Source organism: Comamonas thiooxydans (genome assembly GCF_000964545.1).
Classification (GTDB): Bacteria; Pseudomonadota; Gammaproteobacteria; order Burkholderiales; family Burkholderiaceae_C; genus Comamonas; species Comamonas thiooxydans.
Window position 1 is genome coordinate 515,163 of the sequence record NZ_BBVD01000007.1, and the last position, 19,418, is coordinate 534,580.

General features: G+C 63.3%; 17 protein-coding genes. 12 read left to right on the forward strand and 5 right to left on the reverse strand.

Features of this window, described 5'->3' with window-relative positions; genetic code table 11:
• Positions 1 to 159: 159 nt before the first annotated feature.
• Positions 160 to 1,158: a type I glyceraldehyde-3-phosphate dehydrogenase gene (gene gap / locus Cth01_RS13015; protein ID WP_003060372.1), complete on the reverse strand. Its 999-nt coding sequence runs from the start codon at positions 1,156 to 1,158 to the stop codon at positions 160 to 162.
• 142 nt (positions 1,159 to 1,300) lie between these two features.
• On the reverse strand, positions 1,301 to 3,349 hold the full coding sequence (gene tkt / locus Cth01_RS13020) for a transketolase (RefSeq protein ID WP_034350865.1): 2,049 nt from the start codon (positions 3,347 to 3,349) through the stop codon (positions 1,301 to 1,303).
• Between the two features lie 153 nt (positions 3,350 to 3,502).
• On the opposite strand from tkt, the gene Cth01_RS13025 reads away from it, so the two are divergent.
• From Cth01_RS13025 to pyk, 6 genes are all read left to right on the forward strand, one after another.
• The gene (locus Cth01_RS13025) at positions 3,503 to 4,270 is read left to right on the forward strand and encodes a nucleotidyltransferase family protein (RefSeq protein ID WP_045839375.1); all 768 of its coding nucleotides are present in this window, start codon (positions 3,503 to 3,505) and stop codon (positions 4,268 to 4,270) included.
• A gap of 3 nt (positions 4,271 to 4,273) precedes the next feature.
• Positions 4,274 to 5,302, forward strand: a complete 1,029-nt coding sequence (locus tag Cth01_RS13030) for a hypothetical protein (protein WP_045839376.1) — start codon at positions 4,274 to 4,276, stop codon at positions 5,300 to 5,302.
• Between the two features lie 172 nt (positions 5,303 to 5,474).
• Positions 5,475 to 6,302, forward strand: coding sequence for a TSUP family transporter (locus tag Cth01_RS13035; protein WP_045839377.1), 828 nt, complete (start codon positions 5,475 to 5,477; stop codon positions 6,300 to 6,302).
• Between the two features lie 31 nt (positions 6,303 to 6,333).
• On the forward strand, positions 6,334 to 7,743 hold the full coding sequence (locus tag Cth01_RS13040) for an aminopeptidase P N-terminal domain-containing protein (RefSeq protein WP_034382307.1): 1,410 nt from the start codon (positions 6,334 to 6,336) through the stop codon (positions 7,741 to 7,743).
• 22 nt (positions 7,744 to 7,765) lie between these two features.
• Positions 7,766 to 8,545, forward strand: coding sequence for a CPBP family intramembrane metalloprotease (locus tag Cth01_RS13045; protein ID WP_034350846.1), 780 nt, complete (start codon positions 7,766 to 7,768; stop codon positions 8,543 to 8,545).
• A gap of 310 nt (positions 8,546 to 8,855) precedes the next feature.
• Positions 8,856 to 10,292 carry a pyruvate kinase gene (gene pyk, locus Cth01_RS13050; RefSeq protein WP_004340286.1) on the forward strand — a complete coding sequence of 479 codons (1,437 nt, stop codon included), beginning with the start codon at positions 8,856 to 8,858 and terminating at the stop codon, positions 10,290 to 10,292.
• Between the two features lie 157 nt (positions 10,293 to 10,449).
• On the opposite strand, the gene Cth01_RS13055 is transcribed toward pyk, so the two are convergent.
• From Cth01_RS13055 to Cth01_RS13065, 3 genes are read right to left on the reverse strand one after another with little or no spacing between them, the layout of a single operon-like run.
• Positions 10,450 to 11,025 carry a phosphatase PAP2 family protein gene (locus Cth01_RS13055; protein ID WP_034350844.1) on the reverse strand — a complete coding sequence of 192 codons (576 nt, stop codon included), beginning with the start codon at positions 11,023 to 11,025 and terminating at the stop codon, positions 10,450 to 10,452.
• 26 nt (positions 11,026 to 11,051) lie between these two features.
• Positions 11,052 to 11,807, reverse strand: coding sequence for a phosphatase PAP2 family protein (locus tag Cth01_RS13060; protein WP_034382306.1), 756 nt, complete (start codon positions 11,805 to 11,807; stop codon positions 11,052 to 11,054).
• 47 nt (positions 11,808 to 11,854) lie between these two features.
• On the reverse strand, positions 11,855 to 12,445 hold the full coding sequence (locus Cth01_RS13065) for a phosphatase PAP2 family protein (RefSeq protein ID WP_034382305.1): 591 nt from the start codon (positions 12,443 to 12,445) through the stop codon (positions 11,855 to 11,857).
• Between the two features lie 155 nt (positions 12,446 to 12,600).
• On the opposite strand from Cth01_RS13065, the gene Cth01_RS13070 reads away from it, so the two are divergent.
• From Cth01_RS13070 to Cth01_RS13095, 6 genes are all read left to right on the forward strand, one after another.
• On the forward strand, positions 12,601 to 13,296 hold the full coding sequence (locus tag Cth01_RS13070) for a response regulator transcription factor (RefSeq protein WP_004340295.1): 696 nt from the start codon (positions 12,601 to 12,603) through the stop codon (positions 13,294 to 13,296).
• Positions 13,293 to 14,651: a histidine kinase dimerization/phospho-acceptor domain-containing protein gene (locus Cth01_RS13075; RefSeq protein ID WP_080747197.1), complete on the forward strand. Its 1,359-nt coding sequence runs from the start codon at positions 13,293 to 13,295 to the stop codon at positions 14,649 to 14,651. The genes Cth01_RS13070 and Cth01_RS13075 overlap by 4 nt, the downstream gene beginning before the upstream one ends.
• A 130-nt stretch (positions 14,652 to 14,781) precedes the next feature.
• On the forward strand, positions 14,782 to 15,846 hold the full coding sequence (gene fba, locus Cth01_RS13080; protein WP_004340312.1) for a class II fructose-bisphosphate aldolase: 1,065 nt from the start codon (positions 14,782 to 14,784) through the stop codon (positions 15,844 to 15,846).
• A gap of 213 nt (positions 15,847 to 16,059) precedes the next feature.
• Entirely contained in the window at positions 16,060 to 17,736 is a 1,677-nt protein-coding gene (locus tag Cth01_RS13085) for a long-chain-fatty-acid--CoA ligase (protein ID WP_045839378.1), read from the forward strand.
• Between the two features lie 261 nt (positions 17,737 to 17,997).
• Positions 17,998 to 18,531, forward strand: a complete 534-nt coding sequence (locus Cth01_RS13090; protein ID WP_003072476.1) for a cupin domain-containing protein — start codon at positions 17,998 to 18,000, stop codon at positions 18,529 to 18,531.
• 8 nt (positions 18,532 to 18,539) lie between these two features.
• Entirely contained in the window at positions 18,540 to 19,418 is an 879-nt protein-coding gene (locus Cth01_RS13095) for an alpha/beta fold hydrolase (protein WP_045839379.1), read from the forward strand.

Below are 19,418 nucleotides of genomic sequence, written 5' to 3' on the forward strand. Positions count from 1 at the left end.
GGCAGCTGCGTGTTACAAATGTATCCGAGACATGCTCTGGCCGGCTCCAGTCTTGCGGGATGAAAAAAAGCCAGCATGGCGTCCCATGCTGGCTTTTTGATAGCTTTCAGCGCTTATCTGATAAGCGATTGAGCCTGTTTTGGCATGTAATCGTGAAGATTACTTGGCCACCACGCGCACCATTTCCAGGCACTTGTTGGAATAGCCCCACTCGTTGTCATACCAGGACACGACCTTCACAAAGGTCTTGTCCAGGGCGATACCGGCTTCGGCATCGAACACGGAGGTGCAGGTCTCGCCGCGGAAGTCGGTGGCGACGACCTTGTCTTCGGTGTAACCCAGCACGCCCTTCAGAGCGCCTTGGGACTGGGCCTTCATTTCGGCGCAGATTTCTTCGTAGGTGGCTTCGCTGTTCAGCTCCACGGTCAGGTCAACCACGGACACGTCGGAAGTGGGCACGCGGAAGGACATGCCGGTCAGCTTCTTGTTCAGCTCGGGGATCACCACGCCCACGGCCTTGGCAGCGCCAGTGCTGGAGGGGATGATGTTTTCCAGAATGCCGCGACCGCCGCGCCAGTCCTTGTTGGAAGGGCCGTCCACGGTCTTTTGCGTGGCGGTCGCTGCGTGCACGGTGGTCATCAGGCCGCGCTTGATGCCCCACTTGTCGTTCAGCACCTTGGCCACGGGAGCCAGGCAGTTGGTGGTGCACGAAGCATTGGAGATGATGGCTTCGCCCTTGTAGGTGCCGTGGTTCACGCCGAACACGAACATGGGGGTGTCGTCCTTGGAAGGAGCGGACAGGATGACCTTCTTGGCGCCTGCGTCGATGTGCTTCTGGGCGGTTTCCTTGGTCAGGAACAGGCCGGTGGACTCGATCACGATGTCGGCGCCGACTTCGTTCCACTTCAGGTTCGCGGGATCGCGCTCTTGGGTCAGGCGGATCTTCTTGCCATTGACGACCAGGGTGTTGCCTTCGACAGAAACTTCACCGTCGAAACGACCGTGCACGCTGTCGTACTTCAGCATGTAAGCCAGGTAGTCGGGCTCCAGCAGGTCGTTGATGCCGACGATTTCGATGTCGGAGAAGTTTTGCACTGCGGAGCGCAGCACGTTGCGGCCAATGCGGCCGAAGCCGTTGATACCAACCTTGATCGTCATAGTTGCCTCGTAGATAGTGAGTAATGAAAAACCGGAGCGGATTGTGCCCGGACTCGGCACCCTGGGGCCTGGTCCGGATGGCTGAGGACTGCGGGTGAGCAAACTTCAGCCGGAAAAAAGGGGCACGAGGCCCCTTTTGCGCTTACTTGCCAGCGTTCTGCAGGGCGACCTGCACGGTGTCGGCCACATTCTCGGCGGTGAAGCCGAAGTGCTTGAACAGCACGCCTGCAGGAGCGGACTCACCGTAGGTGTCGATACCGACCACGGCGGCGCAGCCGTACTTCCACCAGAAGTCGGTCACGCCCATTTCCACGGCGATGCGGGGCAGGCCGGCGGGCAGCACGGCCTTCTTGTACTTCACATCCTGCTTGTCGAAGGTCGTGGTGCTGGGCATGGAGACCACGCGCACGGCGATCTTGCGTTCGGCCAGCTGCTTTTGGGCAGCCAGAGCCAGCTGCACTTCGGAGCCGGTGGCGATGATCACGGCCTGGGCCTTCTTGCCCTTCAGGCCCACATCCTTGGGCTCGGAGAGCACGTAGGCGCCGCAGGCGATGTCGTCCAGCGCGTCTTCGCTCTTGGGCGAGTAAGCCAGATTCTGGCGGCTCAGCAGCATGGCTGTGGGCTTGTTCTTCTGGCTCAGGGCCACGGTCCAGGCCACGGCGGTTTCCGTGGTGTCGGCGGGGCGCCACACGTCCAGACCGGGGATCAGGCGCAGGGAGGCAGCGTGCTCGATGGACTGGTGGGTGGGGCCGTCTTCGCCCAGGCCGATGGAGTCGTGCGTGAACACATGGATCACGCGCTGCTTCATCAGCGCGGCCATGCGGATGGCGTTGCGGCTGTAGTCGGAGAAGGTCAGGAAGGTGCCGCCGTAGGGGATGAAGCCGCCATGCAGCGCCACACCGTTCATGATGGCGGCCATGCCGAACTCGCGCACACCGTAGTTGATGTGGCGGCCGATCTGGCCTTCTTCGGTCTTGACCACGGCACCCTTGTCGTCCACGCGGAAAGAGGGGGTGGACTTGGTGTTGGTCAGGTTGGAGCCGGTCAGGTCGGCAGAGCCGCCCAGCAGCTCGGGCAGAGCGGCTGTCAGGCCTTCCAGAGCCAGCTGGCTGGCCTTGCGGCTGGCCACGGTGGCACCGGCGTCATGGGCGTCGGAGGCGATCTTGGCGGCGATTTCACCGAAGTTGGCGGGCAGATCACCAGCCATGCGGCGTGTGAACTCGGCGGCTTGCTCGGGGAAGGCAGCGGTGTAGGCTGCGAACTTTTCGTTCCAGGCCGCTTCGGCCTTGGTGCCCAGATCCTTGGCGTTCCAGTCAGTGTAGACCTCGGCAGGGATCTCGAAGGGGCCATGAGTCCAGCCCAGAGCCGCGCGGGTCAGTGCGATTTCTTCGGCGCCCAGAGGTTCGCCGTGGGCCTTGGCCGTGTCCTGACGGTTGGGCGAGCCCTTGCCGATATGGGTCTTGCAGCAGATCAGCGTGGGCTTGTCGGCGCTCTTCTTGGCGGCGGCGATGGCCTTGTCCAGGGCGTCCACGTTGTGGCCGTCCACGGCGCGGATCACGTTCCAGCCGTAGGCTTCGAAACGTTCGGGCGTGTTGTCGATGAACCAGGGGGCAACCTTGCCGTCGATGGAGATGCCGTTGTCGTCGTACAGGGCGATCAGCTTGTTCAGCTTCCAGGCGCCGGCCAGGGCAGCGGCTTCATGCGAGATGCCTTCCATCAGGCAGCCATCGCCCAGGAACACGTAAGTGTGGTGGTCGACGATCTCGTGCTTGTCCTTGTTGAACTCGGCAGCCAGCAGCTTTTCAGCCAGTGCGAAGCCCACGGCATTGGTGATGCCCTGGCCCAGAGGGCCGGTGGTGGTTTCCACGCCGACAGTGATGCCCACTTCGGGGTGGCCGGCAGTCTTGCTGTGCAGCTGACGGAAGTTCTTCAGCTCTTCGATGGGCAGGTCGTAGCCGCTCAGGTGCAGCAGCGCATAGATCAGCATGGAGCCGTGACCGTTCGACAGAATGAAGCGGTCGCGATTGGCCCAGTGAGGGTTCACAGGGTTGTGCTGGAGGTGGCGGCTCCACAGCGCTACGGCCATGTCGGCCATGCCCATGGGGGCACCGGGGTGGCCGGAATTGGCTTGTTGAACGGCATCCATTGCGAGTGCACGGATTGCATTCGCCATATTTTGAGTGTTGGCCATCAGGGCGCTCCGAAAAGGAGGGGTAATTCTGCTAAGCCCATCATTTTAATGGAGGCCCAATTTTCGCAGGCGGGATGCGGGTCAATGCTCTACAGTGCAACCCCAGAAACAGGTGTCTTGCGCACCTCAAACCGTGTTGAAAAGCTGATTGCAATGACTGTAGAAAACGCTGCCCCCCTCCTGGTGCAACCCCCTGCAATGCTGCTGGCCGCAGGCCGGGGCGAGCGCATGCGGCCTCTGACCGATATCACGCCCAAGCCGCTGCTCAAGGTGCAGGGCGTTCCGCTGCTGCAGCTGCACCTGCAGGCGCTGCAGGCTGCGGGCGTGGCACGGGCCGTCATCAATACCGGCTGGCTGGGGGCGCAGATTCCCGCGTATTTCGGCGATGAATTCGTGCCGCAACCCGATGGGGGAGCGAGCGCGAAGCTAGCGCTTTCCTATTCGGAGGAACCCGAGAAAGCCTTTGAAACCGCTGGCGGCATCAGCCGTGCCCTGCCTCAGCTGGGCCGGGTTTTCTGGCTGGCCGCAGGCGATGTCTATGCGCCGGATTTCTGCTTTGCGGTGCAGGATGCCCAGGCGTTTGCGCACAGCGATGAACTGGCCCATCTGTGGCTGGTGCCCAATCCTGCACACAATCCGCGTGGCGACTTTGGTCTGAGCGAGGACGGCAAGGCGCTGGATCTGTCTGCCGACGACGAACGCCCGCGCTATACCTACAGCACGATTGCGCTCTTGAAAGCCGAGCTGTTTGCAGCACCGTGGTTCGATGTGCTGCCCGGAAACCCCGAAGGCCTGCGCGCCCCGCTGGCCCCGCTGCTGCGCCGCGCCATGCAGGACGGCTGCGTGGGGGCCTCGCTCTACACCGGTCGCTGGGTCGATGTGGGCACGCCCGAGCGACTGGCCGAGCTGAATCAGGGCTGAGACATGAGCGCACGCAGCATCGACTGGCAAGGCCCGCACATCGTCCACGCCTGCACTGCGCAGGCTGGCTGGGGCCAGTTGCTGCTGCTGACCGGGGACGGCGGCTTGCATGCGTTGAAGCTGCCAAGCGGCCGGAATCAGCAACTGGCACAGCTGGATTTGCCTGAGCCGACACCGCCTGCGCCGCAGTGGCCGCATGGCTTCAAGGTGCATTGCGCGCTCAGTGGCGACTATGCGGTGATTGCAGATGATGGAGGCACATTTGGCGTGCTGGTGAATTTGCGTACGGGCGAGCGCGTCGTGCAGCTTTTTGGGGGCGACTACCACCCCAGGACCGTGCCTTTTTCCATCGCATTTGTCCAGCACCAGGGCCGCGATGTGCTGATTCACCGCACGCAGTGGAATCGGCTCGATGCCATGGATTGCGCGACGGGCGAGAACCTGACCGAGCGCGACGGGCTGGCGTTCGAGCAGCCGCACTATCTGGATTATTTTCATGGCCGTCTTCTGCCCAGCCCTTCGCAGCAATGGCTGCTGGACGACGGCTGGGTTTGGGCGCCCGTGGGCATTCCCGCCGTGTGGTCGCTGCCGGCCTGGCTGGATGGCAATCGCTGGGAGTCCGAGGACGGCCCCTCGCGCAAGCGGCTGGCGCAGGGCGAGGGCTGGGACCAGCCCTGCGTGTGGCTGGATGACTCGCGCGTCGCGATCTGGAACGTTGGCAACTGGGATGACGACGGCTTTGGCGACTGTCTGCATGCGCCGGGCGTGGTGATCTTCGATATCCATGCGCCTATGCCCGAGGAAGGCCATGCCGGCCAGCTCTGGCCCATGCCTGGCCTGCCGCGCGCCCGATATCTGCACTGCGTGAACGGTCGCTTGCTGGTGGTGGGCGAAGGGCAGAGCTGGCTCTGGGATATGCCAACCCGCGAGCTGCTTTGCCACTGGCCCGATTTCGCGCCCCAGGGCTGGCATGCGCAGCGTGGCGAGCTGGTCGAGTGGTCGGCGCAGCAGATAAAAATACTTACTCCCTAAACTGCTTTGGAACTCATGCCAGCAATGCGCACGAAGCTATGAGTTGAGGAGCTTCTCTGTGGATTGCACGAATGCTTGTCATGGCAAGCGTCTGCTATGCTTTTTAATTTTCTGACTGGCGCAACCGGATGCAAATCCACAGTTCCTCTTGTGGCCGTCATCGGGTGAGTGCATGCAAATCGTTTTCTTCATGGCTCTGGTGGGGCTGGCCGCGTTCTGCCAGAACCTCACGGGCTTCGCGTTCGGACTGATCTTTGTCGGCGTGGCAGGGGCCACGGGCCTGATGAATATTGCCGATGCGGCCAATGTGGCCTGTCTGCTGTCCATCATCAACGGCATCAGCTATATGCGCGCCTACCGCTTCGAGCCGGACTGGGTCATGCTCAAGCCCATGCTCATCAGCAGCGTGCTGGGCGTGGTCGGCGGGGTGCTGCTGCTGCACTGGCTCAGCGGCAATACGCTCAACGGCCTGCGCATGCTGCTGGGCCTGGTGATCGTGCTGTGCGCCATGTTGCTGCTGATGCAGAAGAAGGCGCTGGACCAGCCCTCGGGCCCTGTCTCGATGTGGGTGGCCGGCGTGTCGTCGGGGCTGCTCGGTGGCTTGTTTGCCACACCCGGCCCGCCCATGGTCTATCACCTCTACCGTCAGCCGCTGGATCGCATGCTGGTGCGCCACTGCCTGTTTGCCATGTTTGTCTCCTGCTCGTTGCTGCGCGCTGCCATGGTGGCTGTGGAGGGGCAACTGAACTGGGCGGTCATGGGCTGGACGGCACTGGCCTTTCCTGTCGTCACAGGCGTGACCTGGTGGAGCGCCAGACATCCGCCCGCCTGGCCCAAAAGGCTGGTGGAATGGCTGGTCTGCGGCCTGCTAATTCTGTCCGGGGCAAGCCTGCTCTGGTCGGGCTGGCGCGCGAGTCAGCCCGAGGCCCTGGTGCCCGGTGATGCGATGGCGCTGCTGGCCGCCGGGACTCAGACCGGCACAAGGGTCGGAGCGCAATAGCTGACATCCGCAGATGTAAGCTGATGTACAGATGCCCGGCCAGCATTACGATATGCCCATGACTTCTGTATATGCCCAACGCCGCGCACGCTTGGCCGCCCAGTTGGGCGACGGCGGTGTCGCCATCATCCCCACGGCTCCCGAGCTGCATCGCAACCGCGATACCGAGTATCTGTATCGCCACGACAGCTACTTCTACTACCTCACGGGCTTTTCCGAGCCCAATGCCTGCCTGGTGCTGACCAGCGACGGCAAGAGCGTGCTGTTCTGCCAGCCCAAGGATCTGGAGCGCGAGGTCTGGACCGGCTATCGCCTGGGTCCCGAGGCTGCCAAGACCAAGCTGGGCATGGCTCAGGCGTTCTCCAGCGATGAAATCAATTCCCGCCTGCCGCGCCTGCTGGAAAATCGTGAGCGCGTCTGGTTTCCCTTTGCCACCCACAAGGGCCTGGCCGAGCAGGTCGAAGGCTGGCTCAGCCAGGTGCGCGCCCGCTCGCGCTTTGGCGTGCTCTGTCCCACACAGCAGGGCGATGCCTGTGCGCTGCTCGATGAAATGCGTCTGGTCAAGGACACGCACGAGCAGGACATCATGCGCCGCGCCGCGCAGATCAGTGCTCAGGCCCATGTGCGTGCCATGCAGCGCTCGGCCCGCATGATCCGCAATGGCGAGGAGGTGCGCGAATACCATCTGGACGCCGAGCTGCTGCACGAGTTCCGCCAGCATGGCTCGCAGTACGTGGCCTACGGCTCCATCGTGGCCGCCGGTGCCAATGCCTGTGTGCTGCACTATCAGGCCGACAAGGCGCCGGTGCGCGCGGGCGAGCTGGTGCTGATCGACGCGGGCTGCGAGCTGGATGGTTATGCCAGCGATATCACGCGCACCTTCCCGGCCGACGGCAAGTTCAGCGGGGCGCAGCGTGCGCTGTACGACCTGGTACTGGCCAGCCAGGAAGCGGCGATTGCCGTCACCAGGGCCGGCAAGCGCTTCAACGACCCGCATGATGCCACCGTGGCCGTGCTGGCCCAGGGCATGCTGGACCTGGGGCTGCTCGACCGTACCAAGTACGGCACGGCCGAGGATGTGATCGAGTCGCGTGCCTACTTCCAGTTCTACATGCACCGCACCGGCCACTGGCTGGGCATGGATGTGCATGACTGCGGCAGCTATGTGGAACCCAGCGAGCTGGGCGTGGTCAGCGAGCGCAAGGACCCGATCTCGGGCGAAACCATTGCCAATCGCCCCAGCCGTATCCTGCGCCCCGGCATGGTCACGACGGTAGAGCCGGGCATCTATGTGCGTCCTGCGCCCGGCGTACCCGAGCAGTTCCACAACATCGGTATCCGCATCGAGGACGATGCCATCGTCACCGAGACCGGCTGCGAGCTCATCACCCGCGGCGTGCCGGTCAAGGCCGACGAGATCGAAGCGTTGATGCGTGACTGAGAGGCCTGAGCCAGGGTTCATCATGCCGCAGACCTTTACCCACCTGTCTCATCGCGCTGCGGCCAGGCCACAGTCTGCCGCGCGCATGGGCTTGCTGCTTTGGTTGCTGGGTCTGCCAGGCGTGGTGGCGCTGGCCTGGACGACGCCGCCTGCCTGGCTGGCCGCTCTGGCCAGTGGCGGCTCAGACATTGTGGTCGGCTGGGCCGCGACGGCGGGGTTGAGCGTCCTGCTGGCGCTGAGCGTGGGCCTCGGGGTCCGGCTGGGCCCGAGGCTGGGCTTGAGCGCACCATTGATTCATGCCGTGGCCGAGGGGCGCATGCCCTGGCGCGGCATGCGCGTGCTGAGCCTGCCTGGCGTGGCGGGCGGCGTGATCGGCGCGGCCTGGCTGGTGACGTTGGCCGTGGTCTGGCCCGAGAGCATGTCTTTTGTGGACCCGGTCTACGGCCTGCCGCTATGGCCCAAGCTGCTCTATGGCGCGATTACCGAAGAGTTGCTGTTGCGTCTTGGCATGCTGAGCGCCGTGATGTGGCTGCTGTGGAAGGCCTTTGGCAGCCCCAGGCAGCGCCCGGACTGGCGGCTGGGCTGGGCGGCGATTGCATTGGCTGCCTTGCTGTCCGGCTGCATTCCGGTGTTTCTGGGCTGGACCGTGGTCGGCGAGCTGTCGGCGCCGGTCGTACTGCAGCTGTTGGTGTGTGAAAGCGTCTACGGGTTGTTGGCGGGCATCATGTTCTGGCGCTACGGGCTCGAGGCCGCCATGCTCACGCATGTGGTGACCTATCTGCTCTCGCACGGGCTGATCTGAGGCCTGCACATTTGAACCTGCCGGGCAAAACTGTTTCGACGCGGTCTTTGATGCGCTGCAGCAGGCGCGCCGATTCGGGCGCGAGTTTCGCTCTTATGCTTCTGAATCAGTAGCTGCAAGCGCTTGAAATATAAACATTTCATGCTTGATATGACCTGAGTTCAGTAATGGACATGCGTAGGCAGCTACTGTTTTTGTGGTCCTGTGGCTGGCTTGTCGGGTGCGGCAGCCGCGTGCAAGATGCAGTCATGTAACCGCATTCGTGCCAGAATTGAAACCCGATTACATTCCATCGCGAGAGAGACATTTCATGCAAGTGAGTCGTGCTACCAAGATCGTCGCCACACTGGGCCCCGCTTCCAGCGATCCGCAACTGCTTGAACAAATGGTGCGCGAAGGCGTGAACGTCGTGCGCCTGAACTTCAGCCATGGCAAGGCGCAGGACCATATCGACCGTGCCACCATGGTGCGCGAGGCTGCCCAGCGTGCAGGCCGCGAAGTGGCCATCATGGCCGACCTGCAGGGTCCCAAGATCCGCGTCGGCAAGTTTGCCGAGGGCAAGGTCATGCTCGAGCCCGGCGAGCGCTTCGTGCTCGATGCATCGCGCACCGAACTGGGCGACATCAACGGCGTGGGCCTTGATTACAAGGAGCTGCCCCGTGACGTGAAGGCCGGCGATGTGCTGCTGCTCAACGACGGCCTGATCGTGCTGACCGTGGACGCAGTGCGCGGTGAAGAGGTACACACCGTCGTCAAGCTGGGTGGCGAGCTGTCCAACAACAAGGGCATCAACAAGCAAGGTGGCGGCCTGACGGCTCCCGCACTGACCGCCAAGGACATGGAAGACATCAAGACCGCGATGTCCTTCCAGGCCGACTACGTGGCCGTGAGCTTCCCCAAGAACGCCACCGACATGGAAATGGCGCGCCAGCTTTGCAATGTGGCCGCTGCCCAGTACGGCCACAAGCCCGGCCTGATCGCCAAGATCGAGCGTGCCGAGGCCATTCCGCGCCTGGAAGAGATTCTCAAGGTCTCCGACGGCATCATGGTTGCCCGTGGCGATCTGGCCGTGGAAGTGGGCAACGCTGCCGTGCCCGCGCTGCAAAAGAAGATGATCCGCATGGCGCGCGACATGGACAAGGTGGTGATCACCGCGACCCAGATGATGGAGTCCATGATCACCAACCCCGTGCCCACCCGTGCCGAAGTGAGCGACGTGGCCAATGCCGTGCTGGACGGCACCGATGCCGTGATGCTGAGCGCCGAAACCGCTGCCGGCAAGTACCCGCTGGAAACCGTGCGCGAAATGGCCGCCATCTGCGCCGCTGCGGAAGCGGCCGAAGACCGCGTCAAGGATGCCGACTTCAGCAACAGCCAGTTCAAGCGTACCGATCAGGCCATCGCCATCGGCGCGCTGTTCACCGCTCATCACCTGGGTGCCAAGGCCATCGTGGCGCTGACCGACTCCGGCTCGACCGCGCTGTGGATGAGCCGTCATCGCATCCATATTCCCATCTACGCTCTGACCCCCAAGCTGGCCACGCAGCGCAAGATGGCGCTGTACCGCAACGTGCGCCCTCTACTGATGGACACCAGCGCCGAGCGCGACATGGCGCTGGACCAGGCCAAGGGCCATTTGCTGGCCCGCGGCATCGTGCAGTCCGGTGATGTCTACGCCATCACCTGCGGAGAGCCCATGGGCCAGCCCGGTGGTACCAATATGCTCAAGATCTGCAGGGTGGAGTGAGCCCCCTGAGCGGCTATGCCGCTTCCCCCCGAGGGGGACGGCATCTTCGCTGCGAGGCGGCTCTTGCTTGATGTCTCTGACTTGAAGCATGCCTCATCAAAAAAGCTGCCAGCGCTTTATGCATAAGCGCTGGCAGCTTTTGTTTTGAGAGCGTGAATCAGCCGAGCAGGGGTTGCAGGCGGCGCTTGAGCTGTTTGCGACGCCGGGCTTGCTGGATCTGCAGGGCGCTGCGCCAGACCAGCACGGCGCTGGCGGCACCGACCAGCATGCCGGCCAGAACGTCCGAAGGGAAATGCACGCCCAGCACCACGCGGCTCAGTGCCACGCTGGTGGCGAGAAGCCATGCGACAACAACCAGCCAGCGCTGGTGTCTGCCCACTCCCAGGTTGATGCCCTGAGCCAGGGCAAAGGCGCCGGCGGCGTGCATGCTGGGAAAGCTGGCGCTGGCACCATGTGCTATCCACTGCATGCCCATGCCCAGTTGCGCCGGCCTGGGCATGGGCAGGCCCCAGCGAATCAGACGGCAGGCCACCCAGGCACATGCCATGGACAGCAAGGCCAGTTGCAGGCTGCGCCGCCAGCCCTTGCCAAGCGCCAGCATGGCGGCAATCACGGGCAGGGCGCACAGGCCGGGCAACCAGTTGGAGGCGAAGCGCGAGGCCTGAATCCACCACAGCGGGCTCTGGGTGTTGGCATTCAGAAAGTGAAATACGGGGGCATCGATAAGCAGCATGAATGGCCTTTGCGTGTGTGCTGCGCTCAGTCCTGGGCAAGCAGCTCGTCGAGGGGCAGGGCTGCATCCGCCGGTGCCTGGTGCGCCAGGCGGCGGGTGGTCAGCAGATCGCAAAACCAGCTGGCCGTCCAGCACAGCCAGGCGGTCCACAGCGTGTGGCTCATGAAGTGGGCGCCGCGCATCTGCTGCGCCAGACCCAGGGCCATACCGACCGCAAGGGCAGCGGCAAGCCACAGGCATGCAGTGCGCGGCAGCTCGTGGCGCAGCGCGAAGTAGCCGCTGATGAAGGCAAAGCCCGCCGAGGCATGACCGGCCGGAAAGCAGTGGCCGCCGCCGCCATCTATGACACCCCAGGCCCAGTGCGAGACATAGTGGCCCACGCCGCCGAAGTCGGCGAGGTCCCAGGGGCAGCTGGTCACGCTGATGCGTTTCATCAGCGCCATGATGATGAGCGAGACCAGTGCGCCCACGACCAGTTGTATCCGGCGTGGGTAAGACACTTTTCGCATCCAGCCTATGGGCCACCAGATCATCAGGCTCAGCCCCATGACGATGGCCCAGGCCAGTTTGCGCGCACCTTCATGGGCAATGTTGACCATGAACCAGTCGTTCTGCAGGGCAAAGCCCTGGCTGCTGCCAAACCAGTGCGCCATGGGCATGTCAAGGCTGCTCATGTCCCAGGCCAGTACGCAAGCCAGGGCAATGACAGTCCAGCTCAGCAGGGCTGGAGCGGAGGCTTGGCGAAGAGGAGGGAGGGGGCGCGAGGGGGCGGACGACTTCATGTCCGCCACGATAGAAAGCGCTGCTTAACAAGCGCTTAAGAGCAGGCTCAGTCCTGGGCCGCCCATGCGCCGCGCAGGCGCTTGAGATGCGGCACGACGCGCAGATGACGGCGGCGGCGCAGCTGGAAGGCGATGTGCCAGACGATGAGCGCGCCGCTGATGCCTACCAGCGCGCCGGCCATCAGATCGGACGCAAAGTGCACCCCCAGATGGACGCGGCTCCAGGCGATGCCGATGGCGGCTATCCAGGCCAGCCAGACAAGCGGCTTGCGGTGGCGGGTTGCGCCCAGGCTGAGGGCCATGGCCAGGGCAAAGGCTCCGCTGGCATGCAGGCTGGGAAAGCCGGCACGTCCTCCATGCTGGATCCATAGCGTGCCCAGATTGAGCTGGAACGGGCGCGGGGCCGGGAAGCCCCAGCGTATGAGTCTGGCGATCAGCCAGGCCGTGGCCATGGACAGCAGCAGCATCAACATGGTGCGGCGTGTTGCCGGTGAGCCGAACACCAGGGCGATGAGGACAAGAATGCCGCTGAGATTGGGCAGCCAGGCCGAGAGTGCACGTGCCAGCTGGATGCTGAACCAGTGCGTCTGGGCATCGGCATTGAACAGCGCAAACAGAAATGGATCGAAGAAGAACATGAAGGCGCTGCGGCAGATTGCGGCAATGGAAGGTGGCCGATGTTAAAGCGAAATGCTGGCTTGCGGATGTCAAGCCCATGAGCGATCAGGGGAGGTGGTTGCCGGCGTTGACCAGCCAGTTGAGCGGATTGCGGATTGCCGCGCACAATGCGTGCATGCGAATTCTGGTGGTCGAAGACAACGAAGGCATTGCAGCAGGGCTGCGAACCAATCTCATGCAGCGCGGCTATGCGGTGGACGTGTGCGCCAGCGTGGCCGAGGCCTGGCATGCCCTGAGTGCCGAGCGCTTCGATGCCGTGTTGCTGGATCTGGGTCTGCCCGACGGCGATGGCAGCGAGGTCGTGCGCCGCCTGCGTCTGCAGACAGGACGGCCCGGTGTGCCGCAACTGCCCGATCCGGCCACGCCGGTGCTGATCCTCACGGCACGCGATCAGGTGCAGGACCGGGTCGCGGGGCTCAATCTGGGCGCCGATGACTATCTGGTCAAACCCTTTGACATGGACGAACTGGAGGCACGCTTGCGCGCCATGATGCGCCGCGCGGCCGGTCAGGCATCGCCGGTGATCCGCCATGCAGATCTGGAGGTGGACCCGGCTGCCCGCACCATCAGGCAGGCGGGGCAGAAGGTGGAGGTATCACCGCGCGAATTTGCCGTGCTCTGGGCCTTGTTGCTTGCGCGCGGGCGGGTGCTGTCGCGCCCGCAAATCGAGGAGCATCTCTACAGCTGGGGCGATACGGTGGAGAGCAATGCCGTGGAGGTCTATGTCCACCATCTTCGCAAGAAGCTGGGCCAGAAGATCATTGTGACCATGCGCGGCGTGGGCTACTTCATGCCGCAGGAGCAGGAATGAAGGCCATGCCGCAGACCGGCATGCGCCGCAGCTCGCTGCAGCTGAATCTGCTGGCCTGGATGCTGGGCGCGCTGGCGCTGGTCTGGGGCAGCTTCGTCATCTGGGGCTACCAGACCGGAGTGCACGAGGCCGATGAGCTGACCGACGGGCACCTGGCCGGAGTGGCCGCGCTGACCTTGAACTGGCATGTGCAGGACGATGTGCCGGCCGGAGAGACCACGGCTGTCCAGCCGCCTGCAGGCCTGCACGCCCACGACTATCAGGAGTCGCTGAGCGTGGTGCTCTGGAATGCGCAAGGCCTGCTGATATCGCGCACCGGACAGGCGCCCTTGCCGGACTTCGACATCGAGCAGGGCTTTGCCACGATTGGTGCGGATGAACGCAAGGCCTGGCGCAGCTATACCCAGTGGAGCCACGACAAAACTGCCAAGGTCACGGTGATGATCGACCTGGCCGAGCGCGACAGTCTGGCCGATGACATCGCCATGCAGATGATAGAGCCGGGATTCTGGCTGCTGCCCGTGATCGTGATTGCGCTGGGTGTGGCCATGCGCCGCGGCATGCGTCCTCTCAATCAGCTCACGCAACGCGTGGAGGCACTGGATCTGGGCCGTGACCAGCGCCTCTCCGATGCCCATGTGCCGCGCGAGCTCTCGCCCATGGTCAGCTCGATCAACACCTTGCTCGACCGCCAGCAGGAGGCATTGGAGCGCGAGCGCAATCTGGCCAATGAAGTGGCCCATGAACTGCGCACGCCGCTGGCCTCCATCGCTTTGCAGGCCCAGGCGCTGAAGTCGGAGGGGCAGGCCGATACCGCTGTCATGCAGGCCGCGCTGCAGCGCATCGGCCAGGACGCCCTGCATGCCGGCCATGTGCTCGATCAGTTGCTGACCCTGGCCCGGGCTGGACGCGGCATGCTGGATGCGCCTTTGCAGACCGTGAACTGGGCCGATGTGGTGCGCAATGTGGCGGCGGCGCAGGCCCAGCATGCCTGGCAGCGTGAAGACATGATCTCCGTGGACGCCCCGCAGGAGCTGCCGGTGCGCGGCAATGCGCTGCTGCTTGATTCGGCCCTGCGCAATCTGGTGGAAAACGCCGTGCGCCACACGCCGACGGGCACGCAGATCGAGGTGCAGGCCGGCCTTGACAGCGTCCAGGAACGGGCCTGGGTGCAGGTCTGCGATGACGGCCGACGGGATGCCGCTCCGGACCATGTGCCGCCCGTGGACAGCCTGCATCTGGGCCATGAAATCGTCAGCCGTGTCATGCAGGCCCATGGCGGGCGCTTCATGGTGGCCGAGGCGCCGCAAGGCTTCACCACCTGCTATCGCATGGAATTACCGCTAGCCGGTTAAAATACCCGGTTACTAAGCGGTTACCGAAGCGTGGCCGCTGGTTTTTCCCCGGGCCACAGCTGTTGTGCGGCGCACTGCAGTGATTCATCGCCGGGGGCGTTGCCTCTCAAAACTTTGAACGGAACCCACCATGCCTTTGATCTCGATGCGCGAAATGCTGGACCATGCTGCTGAAAACGGCTATGGCATCCCCGCCTTCAACGTGAACAACCTGGAGCAGGTCCAGGCCGTGATGTCGGCGGCTGACGAAGTCGGCGCGCCCGTGATCCTGCAGGCCAGCGCCGGTGCCCGAAAGTACGCCGGTGAGCCCTTCATCAAGCACCTGATCCAGGCGGCTGCCGAGATGTATCCCCACATCCCCCTGGTGATGCACCAGGACCACGGCACCACGCCTGAAGTCTGTCAGGGCGCGCTGAACCTGGGCTTCGGCTCGGTGATGATGGACGGCTCGCTGATGAGCGACGGCAAGACACCTTCGTCCTTCGACTACAACGTGGACGTGACCCAGAAGGTGGTGGCCATGGCCCACCAGATCGGCGCCACCGTGGAAGGCGAGCTGGGCTGCCTGGGCAACCTCGAAACCGGCGAAGCCGGCGAAGAAGACGGCATCGGTGCCGAGGGCAAGCTGGACCACAGCCAGATGCTGACCGACCCCGAAGAAGCTGCCGTGTTCGTCAAGGCCACCCAGCTGGATGCGCTGGCGATCGCCATCGGCACCAGCCACGGCGCCTACAAGTTCAGCCGCAAGCCCACAGGCGACATCCTGGCGATCTCGCGCGTCAAGGAAATCCACGCCCGCATCCCCAACACCCATCTGGTGATGCATGGCTCCTCTTCCGTGCCCCAGGAGCTGCTGGCCATCATCAACCAGTACGGCGGCAAGATGAAGGAAACCTACGGCGTGCCCGTGGAAGAGATCCAGGAAGCCATCAAGTACGGCGTGCGCAAGATCAATATCGACACTGACATCCGTCTGGCGATGACCGGCGCCGTGCGCAAGTTCCTGGCCGAGAACCCCGACAAGTTCGACGCCCGCGAATGGCTCAAGCCTGCACGCGAAGCGGCCAAGCAAGTCTGCAAGGCCCGCTACATCGAGTTCGGCTGCGAAGGCCAGGGTGCCAAGATCAAGGGTTACAGCCTGGAGCAAATGGCCAAGAAGTACGCCGCCGGCGATCTGGCCCAGCTGGTCAAGTGAACTCAAGTTTGATAGCTGTCAGCGCTTTTCCAGTAAGCGCTGGAGGCTGAAAACACTCAAAGCCCGCAGCCTGATGCCTGCGGGCTTTTTTCATGGGCTTTGACTTCTGTTACCAAGGTGACCCGGCTTGTTTCCTAGGGTTACTACAGTATCGAACGACCGTGCTTTTTATCACAATGGCCGGATCAGACGATAAGACACGGAGACAGAAGAATGAGTGACCGTCCTTGGCTGAATGCATATCCAGAGGGAGTTCCTGCGGACATCGATGCGTCCCAGTATCCATCGCTGGTGGCCTTGATGGAAGAGGCATTTGCCAAGCATGCCGACAAGGTGGCCTATTCCTTCATGGGCAAGGAGCTGACCTTCGCCCAGGTCGATGCGCAGAGCAAGCTTTTTGCCGCCTATCTGCAAAGCCTGGGGCTGCAGCGCGGCGACCGTGTGGCGCTGATGATGCCCAATATTCCGCAGTACCCGGTGGCCGTGGCCGGGGTGCTGCGTGCCGGCTATGTACTGGTCAACGTCAACCCGCTCTACACGGCACGCGAGCTCGAGCATCAGCTCAAGGACTCGGGCGCCAAGGCCATCGTCATCATCGAGAACTTCGCCAAGACGCTGCAGGACGGCATGCATGGCAGCGCCGTGCAGCACATCGTGCTCTGTGCCATGGGCGACGAGTTGGGGCTTTTGAAGGGCATGCTGGTCAATTACGTGGTGCGCTCCGTCAAGAAGCTGGTGCCGCCCTTCAGCCTGCCCGGTGCCGTGCGCTTCAAGGATGCACTGGCCAAGGGGCGCGGTGCGACCTTGAACGCGCCGGTGCTCAAGGCCGACGACATGGCGCTGCTGCAATACACGGGTGGCACCACCGGCGTGAGCAAGGGGGCTGTGCTGCTGCACCGGAACATCATCGCCAACGTGCTGCAGTCCGAAGCCTGGAACGAGCCCGCCATGAAGAAGGTGCCGGCCGGCGAACAGCCCACCAGCATCTGCGCGCTGCCGCTCTATCACATCTTCGCGTTCACGGTGAACATGATGCTGGGCATGCGTACTGGCGGCAAGACCGTGCTGATTCCCAATCCGCGCGATCTCAAGGCCACGCTCAAGGAGCTGTCCAGACATCGTTTCCACAGCTTTCCGGCCGTGAACACCTTGTTCAACGGACTGGCCAACCACCCCGACTTCGGCACCGTGGATTGGAGCCACCTCAAGGTCTCGGTGGGCGGCGGCATGGCCGTGCAAAGTGCCGTGGCCGAGCTGTGGCTCAAGAAGACCGGCTGCCCTATCTGCGAGGGTTACGGCCTCTCGGAGACCAGTCCCTCGGTGACCTGCAATCCGGTCACGGCCACGGCTTACTCGGGCACCATAGGAGTGCCCCTGCCCAGCACCTATGTGAAGCTGGTCGGCAGCGACGGCCAGGACGTGAGCGAGCCGGGTCTGCCCGGTGAAGTCGCCGTGCTGGGCCCGCAGGTCATGGCCGGCTATTGGCAGCGCCCCGACGAAACCGCCAAGGTCATGACGGCCGATGGCTACTTCCTCACGGGTGACATCGGTACCATGGACGAGCGCGGCTTTGTGAAGATCGTGGACCGCAAAAAGGACATGGTCATCGTCAGCGGCTTCAATGTCTACCCCAACGAGGTCGAGGACGTGGTCTCCAACTGCCCCGGCGTGCTGGAGTGCGCGGTGGTCGGCGTGCCCGACGAAAAGTCCGGTGAGGCCATCAAGCTCGTCGTCGTCAAGAAAGACCCGGCACTGACCGAGCAGGCCATTCGCGATTACTGCCAAGCCAATCTGACCGGCTACAAGCGTCCGCGCCACATCGTCTTCCGCACCGATCTGCCCAAGACTCCCGTGGGCAAGATCCTGCGCAGGGAACTGCGCGACGCCTGAGAGTTTTTCATCTTGTCCTTCAAGGCGAGTTCACAGGAGCGCTTGGCGCTCCTTTTTTTATGCCTGTTTTCAGGCCCGTGCCTGTGTGAGCCGGGAGCAAAACGTCACGCCGATACCTGTCTCCACCGCAGCAACAAGGAAATGTGCTTGTTGATATCGGGCAAGTCTTCTTATAATTGTTTCGCCAAATGAACCTGGTTTTATTAGTAAAACAAAAAGCAAATCGCTTTTTGTGTTCTACAACGGTTTCAGGAGAGACATATGAGCGAGATCGCACAAGACAACAGCGCCCGTACTTGGGATCGCCCCGAAGGCTCCAGCTTTGAAGACTGGATGAGCACACGCATTGCGCGCTTTGCCACGCGCAAGTACGACTTCGATGCCCTGAAGTTCCAGGCCGACTTTGATCCCAAATATCGCCGCGGCCAGATGCGTTACATCGGCACGGGCGGCACGGGCGTGGCCTCCGACAGCAACACCATTCCGTCGGAAAACTTCACCTTCTCCACCATGGTGATTCCCGCCGGCCATGAAGGCCCTTCGCATCTGCACACCGATGTGGAAGAAGTGTTCTTCGTGATGCGCGGCAAGCTCAAGCTGGTGCTGGAAAAGGACGGCGAGCGTTTCGAGACCATCCTGACCGATCGCGATGTGGTTTCGGTGCCGCCCGGCGTCTACCGCGAAGAGATCAATGTCGGTGATGAGGATGCGCTGATGTGCGTGATGCTGGGCGCTAAAAAGCCCGTCACTCCGACTTATCCGCCCGAGCATCCTCTGGCCAAGATCAAGCGCTGAGCTTCGTCATGCACGAGGATTTGCTGTCGCTGAAACTGCAGCTGCTGCAGACCGGTTTTCCCGAGCGGCTGGTGAAGCTTCCCCAGGGCGCCCAGGTCGCCTGGCGTGAGGCAGGCGGCGCCAGCTCCGACTTTGCGGTGGTGCTGCTGCATGGCATCAGCTCCGGGGCTGCATCCTGGCTGGATGTGGCGCTGCAGCTGGCTGACAAAGTGCGTGTCCTGGCCTGGGATGCACCCGGTTATGGCGTGTCGACGCCGCTGGCACAGTCGGCGCCTGCCGATGCCGACTATGCGCAGGCGCTGGCCCAGTCGCTGCTGGTGCTGGGCGTGCGGCGCTGCATCCTGGTCGGGCACTCGCTGGGCGCCCTGATGGCAGCCAGGCTGGCTGCCATGGCCGCACCAGGACTGGTCGAGCAACTGGTGCTCATCAGCCCGGCGGGCGGCTACGGCGCTGAGGCCAAGGCCGAGCAGCAGGCCAAGGTGCGCGAGGGCCGGCTGGCGGCTCTGGCAGAGAAGGGCGTCGCCGGTCTGGCGGCCGTCATCGACCAGCGTCTGGTGTCCTCCGAGGCTCCTGAAGCCGTGCGTGCATGGGTGCGCTGGAATACGGCGCGCATGCAGCCGCAGGGCTATGCGCAGGCGGTCGAGTTGCTTTGCGGCAGCGATCTGGCACAGGCGCAGGGCAGGCTTGGCATGCCGGTCGAGGTCTGGGTCGGCGAGCACGATGTGGTGACCACACCTGCAGCTTGCAAGTCCTGGTCCGAAATGCTGGGCGCGCACTACGGTACGCTTGCGGCTGCCGGTCATGCTTCACCCGTGGAACAACCAATGGAGGTCGCGCATAGGCTGGCATCTTTGTTGAACCAAAGCTATTGCCCCAATACCAGCTGA